The 8102-nt window shown below is 68.5% G+C and carries 7 protein-coding genes and 1 tRNA gene; 5 read left to right on the top strand and 3 right to left on the bottom strand.

The genetic code is table 11. The features are described 5' to 3' along the window. Positions 1-113 precede the first annotated feature (113 nt). Positions 114-1661 (bottom strand): glycosyltransferase family 39 protein, encoded by a 1548-nt coding sequence (locus tag IE98_RS0140970; protein ID WP_078661709.1) that lies wholly within the window; start codon positions 1659-1661, stop codon positions 114-116. A gap of 153 nt (positions 1662-1814) precedes the next feature. On the opposite strand from IE98_RS0140970, the gene IE98_RS0140975 reads away from it, so the two are divergent. Then, positions 1815-1887 (top strand) — tRNA-Arg (locus tag IE98_RS0140975). 195 nt (positions 1888-2082) lie between these two features. Next, on the top strand, positions 2083-2415 hold the full coding sequence (locus IE98_RS0140980) for a CPCC family cysteine-rich protein (protein WP_234443889.1): 333 nt from the start codon (positions 2083-2085) through the stop codon (positions 2413-2415). Between the two features lie 1237 nt (positions 2416-3652). On the opposite strand, the gene IE98_RS0140985 is transcribed toward IE98_RS0140980, so the two are convergent. Next, the gene (locus tag IE98_RS0140985) at positions 3653-4102 is read right to left on the bottom strand and encodes a hypothetical protein (RefSeq protein ID WP_159401254.1); all 450 of its coding nucleotides are present in this window, start codon (positions 4100-4102) and stop codon (positions 3653-3655) included. Positions 4103-5068: 966 nt separating this feature from the next. Here IE98_RS0140985 and IE98_RS0140990 point away from each other — a divergent pair. Next, entirely contained in the window at positions 5069-5458 is a 390-nt protein-coding gene (locus tag IE98_RS0140990) for a protein NO VEIN domain-containing protein (RefSeq protein WP_030277769.1), read from the top strand. Positions 5459-6078: 620 nt separating this feature from the next. On the opposite strand, the gene IE98_RS0140995 is transcribed toward IE98_RS0140990, so the two are convergent. Next, positions 6079-6300, bottom strand: a complete 222-nt coding sequence (locus IE98_RS0140995; RefSeq protein WP_030277771.1) for a hypothetical protein — start codon at positions 6298-6300, stop codon at positions 6079-6081. Between the two features lie 222 nt (positions 6301-6522). Between IE98_RS0140995 and IE98_RS0141000 the strand changes: the two genes are divergently transcribed. Together IE98_RS0141000 and IE98_RS43990 are read left to right on the top strand one after the other, a co-directional pair. Beyond that, complete coding sequence (locus tag IE98_RS0141000) at positions 6523-6864, top strand: hypothetical protein (RefSeq protein ID WP_030277772.1); 342 nt, start codon at positions 6523-6525, stop codon at positions 6862-6864. Between the two features lie 223 nt (positions 6865-7087). Continuing rightward, on the top strand, positions 7088-8102 hold a 1015-nt coding region (locus IE98_RS43990), incomplete at its 3' end, for an FG-GAP repeat domain-containing protein (RefSeq protein WP_043176340.1).

Genomic DNA, 8102 nt, shown 5'->3' on the forward strand with positions numbered 1-8102 from the left:
TCGATGTTCTCGGCCTCGTTGTAGGTCGGGATGATCACCAGCACCCCGCCGAGATCGGCGAAGGTGGTCTCCTCAGGGGCAGTCACGGCACAGCCTTTCCGGTCGGCGGCGGGTCACGGACGGCCCGGCGCGGGTGCCGCGGAGGCCGCCGGGCGGCGGACCAGGAGCGACACCGTCAGTCCGGGGACGTGCCGGACCTCGGCCGGGACGAACGCCGTCCGCAGGGCCCGGGCCTGTGCGGCCGGGAGCCACTCGTACGGATCGTCGCCCGTGCCGATGGTAACGACCCAGACGCGCGTCTCGTCACCCATGCAGGTCACGGGCACCGGGCACTCGACGGCGAAGAGGTCGTGCGCGGCGGTCGCGTTCTCCTGCACGAAGAACTGCCGGGGACGGACCCCGGCCGGCAGGTAGTAGGAGACGGCGGGGCCGACCATCATCCAGTCCAGGTCGCCACCGACCGTGACCAGCCCGTCGCCCGGCGCGTACCCGGCCGCCACCAGCCGGGCGGCCCCGCGGTAGTCCGTGTCGGTGTGCGAGGCGGCCGTCCGCAGCACCCGCTGGTCGTCCAGGCCGAGCCGGGCCGGGACGGCCGCCGCCGCGACCACCAGCAGCACCGCCGCCGCAGCCGACACCGCCGCCGGTGCCCGACGGGCCGGAACGGGGCGGCCGAGCAGTGCGGCCAGGGCGCCGACACCACCGCCCGCGAGGGCCGCCCAGAGCGGCACCGTGAAGAGCAGGTAGCGCGCCAGGAAGAAGGAGGTGCTGCCGAGCCGGGACACCACCCACACCGCGCCGACCGGGAGCGCGGCGGCGAGCAGCAGCAGGACGGCCGGCCGGCGGGTGACGCGCAGCAGCAGGCCCGGCAGCGCCAGGGCGAGGAAGGCGTACAGCACCTGGTGCGAGCCGAACAGGTCCTGCCAGACGAACCGCAGGTCGCGGACGGTCGGCGCGGCCAGCCAGGACAGCTGTCGGCCCGACTGCAGCCGGCCGAGCGCGATCACCGGCAGTGCCGGGGCCACGCCGGCCGTCACCGCGAGCGGCCACTGGCGGAGCACCCGGCGGCCGTCCGGCCGCAGGGCGGCGGCCGCCACCATCGGCAGCTGGCCGACCAGGCAGGCCAGCGAGACCAGGTGGAACACGGCGGCGACACCGGTCGCCAGTGCGTACCAGGCCCAGCGGTCGGCGGCCGGCCGTTCCAGTGCGCGCAGCAGCAGCCAGGTCGCGGCGGCCACCGCGCAGGTCACCACCGCGTAGGCGCGGGCCTCCTGGGCGTACCGGGAGATCTGCGGGACGGTCGCCAGCAGCAGGCCGCCGGCGAGGCCGGCGACGGGGGAGGAGAACATCCGCCGGGAGATCAGTGCGGTGAACGAGGCGGCGCCGGCCATCGCCAGTGCGGACGGCAGCCGCAGGGCGGCGGGCGAATCGCCGAACAGGCCCGTCCAGGCGTGCAGCAGGACGTACGACGCGCCGTTGCTCGCGTCGACGTTGGCCAGCATGGCGAACAGCCCGCGCAACGGCCGTCCGGCGGCGCTCCAGCTCGACACCTCGTCGCGCCACAGCTCCGGCACACCGATCCCGGCGAGCCCCACGCCCAGGGCGACCAGGCCCGGCACCAGCCAGACGATCTCCTGTCGGATGATCTGTACGTATCTACTCATCACCTGCCAGCCCGGACATAGCGGCCGGCCCAGAATAGCCAGTCCCCGTCCCCGGGACCTGCCGCCGCACACGATCGCCGACCGCCGGATCCGCTAGTCTGTCTGCCGTCGGCCGAACACCGCCCGCCCCGTCGCAGGCACTCGGCAGGCCCCGCCTCAGTAGCTCAGGGGATAGAGCACGGCTCTCCTAAAGCCGGTGTCGCAGGTTCGAATCCTGCCTGGGGCACATCGCCCGATCGGGGCGCAGAACGTCAGAAGGGCCAGCTCACGAGGGTGAACCTCGGAAGCTGGCCCTTCGTGCTGCCAGGGGTGGTCAGGGCAGCTCAGTCCGGCCGTGCCACACCCGTGCCAGAAGGCGCCGGCGGGGACTGCTCGCGGACAGTACGAGGGGGCCCACTGCCCGCGAGGTTAACCTGGCGCGGTGGCGCTCCCGATCAGGCAGGATGCAGCCATGGTGACCCCGTTCGTGAACATCTACGGCAAGCCCCAGGATGGGCCGTATCGCTGCCCGTGCTGCGGCTTCGTCACCCTTGGCGAGCGTGGCGGGTACGAGATCTGCTCCGTGTGCTTCTGGGAGGACGACGGCCAGGACGATCACGATGCGAGTCGCGTCCGAGGCGGGCCGAACGGCCGGCTCAGCCTGGCGGAGGCTCGTCGGAACTTCCACGCCGTAGGTGCCTGCGAGGAGCGATTCGTTGGGTCGGTGCGTGACCCGCGACCCGACGAGTGCCCGCCCGGGCTGACCGCGACCTGACGGCGATCTCAATACCCCGTCGCCGTGCCCCAGCCGCGCCCTAACGGGCGGGGGCAAGCGGTAAATGACGGTCAACAGCGAGCCCGGGCGACCAGGCCGCCACTGGGCCAACAACCCCATAACTGCACGTCAGGGGCAGTGCCAGCCACCACAGTTGGTGAGATTCCCAAGCTCGGGATTCTATTGCGCGCCGCGACAGCCCCATCAAAGTGAAACGATGCATCGCATGGCAACGCTAATTGGCATCCTTGGTGCTATTGTCGGCATTTTGATTGGAAGTATCGCTACTTACCTGACGGCGCGATCCAACATGCGGCGTGAGCTCGAATATTCATACGATAAGACCTTGCGGGAGAGTAGGGTGGGTCACTATCAGGCCCTATTTCACCTCTCTCGATGTCTGCCTCGATATTGGCGACCAGGGGAGGAGCCGACGCGGCAGGAGCTATGGGGATTTGGTCAAGAATTTTCCGATTGGTATTTCGGGGCTGAGGCGGGTGGGATGTTCCTCACTCCTGCAGCGAAGAGAGCCTATATGGCGGTGCAGACCAAGCTACTTGAGGTGGCAGCCTCGCCCAGTGATTCGGCCGACTCGCAGCTGTCAGACTCCGAATCAGAGGTCCTACGTACCCTAGGCAGCGAGCTCCGACATCAGCTTGCTGAAGATGTTGGATCGGCAAACCTGCCCCGCCTGCGGTGGACGCGGCTGGGGCCGACAACCATGGTCGGCGCACCGGCCCCGGAACGCGACAGGACGTAGCCAAAGGACCGACCCACTCGGGCGGATGTGGCTCACTCCGAGATCCTGCGGGGCCGCGACCGACTTGGGTGATACCAACCTTTGGAACCGGGAGTTCGGACGAACGCCGGCAGAGGTCTGTGTGAGCAGTCTCGCGTCGCGCCAGATGAGCACCAGATCGGGCGGTCGGCCACGGTAAATGACGGGGCTGAAGGGGCCTGGCAAGGAAGATCCACGAGTGGCATTGATCCAGCTCGGGACCAGCTTTCCAGCGCTGAGGCAGCTGATTCCCAAGCTCAGTTGCCCACCAAGCAGTTGACTTCGGTTACGCCTCGTTGGCCCATCACGGCCTGATCTGTGGATCAGTGCATCGGCACGGTGCGAGCGGGTGCGAAGGACTGCTGCGGCCTGCCGCCGAGACAGCCGCAGACTCGATCCCATGATCACCCGCCATGGCGTGAGCCGATAAGGCCGATGCGGGAGATTGCCCACAGGTAATCACCCAGTGGCGGGGAGGTCCTTGGTGTGATGGTCGAAGGTTAGCCTTAGCGGTAGCTCGTAGGGAATCTCTATCGTTATTCCGTCGGCGGTAAGGGCCGAGGCCGTGCCACGTTGGTATCTCAGTTTCCAGTCGATGATCAGCTCGACCGCACTCCTAGGTTTTACCTCGATGCCGACGGAATCCTCCACGGTGAACTCGCCCTGGGTTGAAACCGAGAACTTGTGGGTCAGCTCCTCCCGTATCTGCCGCTTGATGTCACCGGCCCCTATGACCATCAAGCCGTACTCGCCGGCTCGCACCTTTGCTTTGCTGAGGTCTATTCCGACCTCGCGCCGCACCGTGCGGGACACGGTGACCGTACGTGTGGTTTTCGCCCCGCCTCCCTCGCTTCCGGCAGATATTCTCTCGGTCGCGATCAGAACGTCGAACTGATCACCTTCGGTCACCTGGACAACCCTGGCATCGGCCAGGTCGATCGCGCCAGGCGGGTGCTGTGGGACTTCGGGCGGCGCGGAGCCTGTGACGCCGGAATCCGCTGAGATGTTCCACTGCCCTTGGCATGACATGCATCGCATTGCGCCACTCGGAGTGATGTGGACATTCGTGCCTGGAGGGGCAAGTCTGATTGCCGCTGTTTTCAGTAAAGTTTCGAACACTTTGATTCTTGATGCCGTCCTGATAGTGAGAGTGGCGCCGAGCGGGCCGTTCTTTCTGAGAATTCGCGCGCCACAGAGTGGACAGCAGCCCGTTTCCGCATAGCTGATCATTTCACTGGTTGGCGCATACCGTCGCACAATCGAATTCATGGCATCACGCTCCCAGGTAGCAAAGCGTCTACTTCGACGGTACTCCCGGTTCAGCCGGCCGCCCCGCGTCGCATGCTCCGAGCGGCCGGGGCCGGGGCCGTGCATGGGCGTGACCGGGGAGGACGACGGCCGAGGCTCGATCCGGCGGCCCTGCTGAGCGCGTGCGGCATGTGCTACGGACGTTCGGGGACTGCCAATGCAGGTCAGCAGCACTTCTCCCCATGTCGGCCGGCTCCCCGAGTTGTTTCGGGACGAACGGGCCAAGCTCTACTGGCTACTGTTCGACCATGACGGACGAGACGGTCCTACGAGCTCGATCAGTGGGGGAACTGGAAGAGCGAGACACCTTAACGGGCCGACCTACGTGGTTCTGACCCGAGGGCTCCCTGCTGAGGCGCTGCCGGAGCACTTTGGGACCCTGTGAGCGTGCCACGGCCGTGCGAGATGGAGCGGTACGTGGCGGTCCATCTCGGGTACTGGCGGAGCGGCGGTCATCATGTGGCCGGCGTCAGCCAATCGCTGGCCAGGACGGGCAAGCCACGTCAATCCTTGTAAGGCAGGGGTCCTGCATGGTTTGGTGCTCGCGTCGCCAGACCGGGAGGGGCCTTGGGCAACCAGGACATCGAGCGCATCGCGATTGACCACGTCATCGCACTGGAGCGGGCTGACGGCCGCGAGCCTGTGGACGTCAGCACGAAGGGCTACCGGTACGACATCGACAGCCCGCCGCGGAAGATCGAGGTCAAGGCGTTCAGCGGGTCGGCGCGCGGCCAGTCGATACCGCTGGAAGAACGGCAGCTCGCCGAAGCTGTAGAAGATCCGGAGAATTTCTACCTTTACGTAGTTGATCACGTAGGTCGGTCCGAGGCCGGGATGGGCGTGCGCGTGCTGCACGGGGATGCTCTCTGTGCCCTGCTTGACCGAGCGAAGCCGTCCCGCACGTACTGGTCGACCTTCCGAGTTGCCGAGTATGACACTGCGGAACGGCTGCAGTAGCTGAGGTTGTACAGCAGTGCGGTACAGCAACCGGGGTGATCGCGGGCGACCGCCAGCGGACGACGCAGGCTCGCGGACCATTGCGAGAGACCCCAGCGACCGCGCTGCCGGTAGTTCGCATCTAGGGGCGTGTCGTGCCACAGCCGTGCCAGGTTGGGCGGGGCGAGGCGGGGAATCGCGGGCGACAGCGGGGACAGCCAGCCAACTGCCCCGCAGGGGAAGGGCGCAGGTCAGCTCGTGAGGCTGACGCCCGTTCTCCTAAAGCCGGTGTCGCAGGTTCGAATCCTGCCTGGGGCACAACGCCGGGAATGCGAAAAGGCCCAGGTCAGAGGGGGCATACCTCAGGCCTGGGCCTTCGTCGTTCCATGCCGTCAGTCCTGCCGTGCCCCATCCGGGCCCGTAGCCCCCGGCGAACCCCGCTCGCCGAGCACCCGACAGGCCGGACGACGGCCTTGGCCTTCACCCGGCCATCCCGGAAATTTTCCGGCGGAGCCGGCCGCTGCGCGGGCCGATGTACAGGTGTCCGTCGATCCCTGACCTGAGGGCTGACGGGCGTGACGGCACGTGAGAGGAACTGCCAGTAGCCGCAGTCGGTGAGATTTCCGAGGTCCGGGCCGGGCTCAGGCGAGTGGTGAGAGGCCTCGGCTCTCCAGGTGATCGAGCAGGGACTGCAAGCACGCCTCGGCGGAGGCCGGGTCCGCTCGGAAGAGCGATCCATCGCCCAGGGCGCGGCCGGAGGCGATCACCATCCAGCGCTTGCCCGCCGAGCGCTCGCCGTCGGCCTTGAGCACGACGGAGCATTCGCGTTCGGCCAGCAGGTCCATGAGTTCCACGATGTCCACGTTCACCCCTCCGGGACGATCTTGCCAGGGCGTGCGTGACGGTCTGTCCGCCCCTCAGGTCGGTGTGGGTGGCGGAATCCGCGTCCTCCGGGTGCGGCGGGCGACGGGCGGGTCCACTGGTGGTGGCCGGTCGGCGCGGCGGCGTCGGCGGTGCCGGTCGGCGACAAGTACGTGTGGCGGCGGCCGACTTCGGGTGACCCGACGGAGAAGTGAGGTGACGCCGTGGCACTCGTCATCGGCGATGTGAAGCCGGGATTCCTGACCGACGGCAAGGACCGGGTGACCGTGATCCCGCTGCCCCCGCAGAACGGCGGTGCCCTCGGCTGGGGGCAGGTCTACCTCTCCTTCGCGGCGGATTTCGGCGACGCCTACCTGCGGATCGCCGTCTTCAACGGCGGCAGTTGGCGCGTCGACCACCTGGTGGTGAAGGCCGCCGGGCCCCGCGTCGGCTACGCGCTCCGGGACGGCGACGAGAAGCTCAGCGTCGTCCGTGAGCGCGCCGGAACCGCCGACACCGGGACGTTCCCGGTCGGCTGGATGATCGAGACCGCGCTCAGGGCCTGAGGGAAGCGGGAGGGGGAAGCCGTGCGCCCGTGGCGACGAACCGGCGCTGCCTCTGCGCATGACCCGAGGACAGGAGCGGCAGGGAGTCGAGGAGTTGGGAGCCGCGTGAGCGGCGGCACCTGTCGGGACCGGTGAAACGTGCACGAAGGCCCTGTGTCATGATCCTCGCGCCGGTCCGCCGTTGACCGGCCACTGTGCTCCTCACGGAAATCCGAGGCACCCCATGTCACAGCGCCGTCTCTCCCTGCGTGCCCGCGCCGCGGCGGTCGTCACCACCGTGACCGCCGCCGCCCTGGGTGCGGTCGTCCTGCCCGCGCACGCCGAGACCGTGACCGCCGTCGAGAACGACCTCGACGGTGACGGTCGCGCCGACCTCGTCGTGGTGGGCGACCAGGCCTCGCTCGGCGCCGGCCTGTGGCTCACGGACGGTTCGGCGGACGGCGGTCTCTCCGGTACCGCGACCGACATCGGCGTCAACGGTCTGGGGGCGAGCGGAAGCGGACCCGCCGACTACAACGGCCGCCAGGCGATCGTCGGCCACTTCCGTACCGGCGCCGGGCCGAACGACGTCCTGATCTACGACCCGGCCACCGGAGCCGGCGCGGTGCTCTACGGCACGGGCGACGGATCCCCCCTGAACCCGTTGAACGCCAAGGGTGTTTCCATGGACTCGTTCATGTCGCCCGTCACCCGCGCGCTACCCACGTCCATAGCCAACGCCGGCCAGCTCTACATCACCGCCGCCCAGGGTGATCCGAACCCCTTCCCGTCCCTGCTGAGCGTCCTCGACGGTGCGCTGTGGCTGCAGCCCACCACCGCCCAGTCCGGCGGGTTCTTCCCGCCCGAGCTGGTGCTCGCGGACACCAACCCCACCGGCAGCGGCACGTGGAGCGGCTGGAGCATCACGACCGCCCTGGTCGACAACATGCCGGCCCTCTTCGCCCGCTCCGACGCGGGCGGCCAGCTGTACTACTACAGCCCCGCAGCCCTGCTCGACATGACCCTCGGCACCCCCGCCACGCCCGTCCTCGTCGCCTCCGCCGGCTGGGACGCCGCGGCGAAGCCGCTCGTCCAGGCCGCCGACGTCGACCAGGACGGCACCGTGGACCTCCGCGCCGTCGACGCCTCCGGCAACGCCACCACCTACCGCTTCGACGGAACGTCCCTGACGGCCCTGGGCACGCACAACCTGCTCACCGGCGCCGACACCGCCCCCGGCGGCACCCCCACCCCGACCC

It is taken from the genome of Streptomyces sp. NRRL B-24484 (assembly GCF_000717715.1).
Lineage (GTDB): Bacteria > Actinomycetota > Actinomycetes > Streptomycetales > Streptomycetaceae > Kitasatospora.

Coding starts and splice junctions, on each gene's coding strand:
- IE98_RS0140970 (WP_078661709.1), bottom strand. CDS start 1,661: ATGAGTAGATACGTACAGATCATCCGACAGGAGATCGTCTGGCTGGTG.